This is a genomic window from Halorubrum sp. Atlit-8R (genome assembly GCF_003666025.1).
In the GTDB taxonomy this organism is placed as follows: Archaea; Halobacteriota; Halobacteria; order Halobacteriales; family Haloferacaceae; genus Halorubrum; species Halorubrum salinarum.
Genome location: NZ_QPLV01000022.1, coordinates 1 through 594 on the forward strand (window position 1 = coordinate 1; position 594 = coordinate 594).

1 pseudogene is annotated in these 594 nt (G+C 51.2%); it reads right to left on the minus strand.

Annotated elements, in window-relative coordinates:
• Positions 1-163: pseudogene (locus DVK05_RS17620) on the minus strand (site-specific integrase); the annotation flags it as partial.
• Positions 164-594 lie beyond the last annotated feature (431 nt).

Below are 594 nucleotides of genomic sequence, written 5' to 3' on the forward strand. Positions count from 1 at the left end.
GATCCTCGTCGAACCCGTCACGATATCGCTTCGGTGCGATGTCTTGCCAGTAGACATCGACGAGTTCGTCGAGGTCCATACGCGACCAGTTGTAGCGACGGCTACGCGTCTCTGGGTCCGTGGATTCGTCGTCTGGTTGCTGGCTGGTGGACTGCTTTGTCATGCCGAGTTGCTGTCCGACCGACCGTTTGTCGTATTTCGGGACGGTTTCGAGCCAGTGAATTTCATTGGTCTCTGCTGCTTTTCACAGCAAAATAATACTTTGGCTTGTGCGGGAGTGGTCTTTCTAATATGCAGCGTCCGCAGACCAAGGTGGAACACTCGAAATCACCTCTCTCATTCTCAAGTGACGATCACACAGACCCACCAAATTCACGCGGTACTCCCGTTGAAAGTGTGCTGAACACTCGAAGTGACCCTTCGCTGTGAGGTGGTCGTTTGAGATAGTTGAAAAAACGGACTAGTTGAAACTCCCATCTCTTGACAGGAGTGGCGTGACACATGCAGAGGGTGAGTTCAGCAGGTCAGATTGACAGGCCCGATAGTACAGCATGTAAGAAAACGTGATAAGCGAAGCACAGGTTATATATCACA